The organism is Bacillus sp. AFS001701, assembly GCF_002559405.1.
Taxonomy (GTDB): Bacteria; Bacillota; Bacilli; order Bacillales; family Bacillaceae_G; genus Gottfriedia.
Genome location: NZ_NTZO01000620.1, coordinates 1 through 322, shown reverse-complemented (window position 1 = coordinate 322; position 322 = coordinate 1). Strand labels below are relative to the sequence as shown.

The window sequence follows — 322 nt, the reverse complement described above, 5'->3', positions numbered from 1 at the left end:
TAATTAGTCTATTTTAAAAGAAAACTATGAATATAAAAAAAGGTTTAAAATAAGTGATGAAGAATTCAATAATTGATTAAATCGAAAGGTGGTATCGTCATGAAATCAACTGTTTCCCCAATTGCTAGTAAAGTTAACTATGTTTTTATCCATGTTAAGGATCTAGAAAAATCAGTTAATTGGTATTGTAAACTCCTTGGTATCACGCTCGAAAGTAGCCGGATTGAATCCCCAGTTTTCAACATACCAGTAACAGGTACTACTGGACTTACATTAGATGATCATACTTTTGATCCTAATTTTAAGTTTGAACCTTCAAAAA

At 30.1% G+C, this 322-nt stretch carries 1 protein-coding gene; it reads left to right on the top strand.

What is annotated here, in order from left to right; all coding sequences use genetic code 11:
• Nucleotides 1-99: 99 nt before the first annotated feature.
• A partial coding sequence (locus tag CN514_RS24115) for a VOC family protein (RefSeq protein ID WP_141529512.1) occupies nt 100-322 on the top strand: 223 nt, incomplete at its 3' end.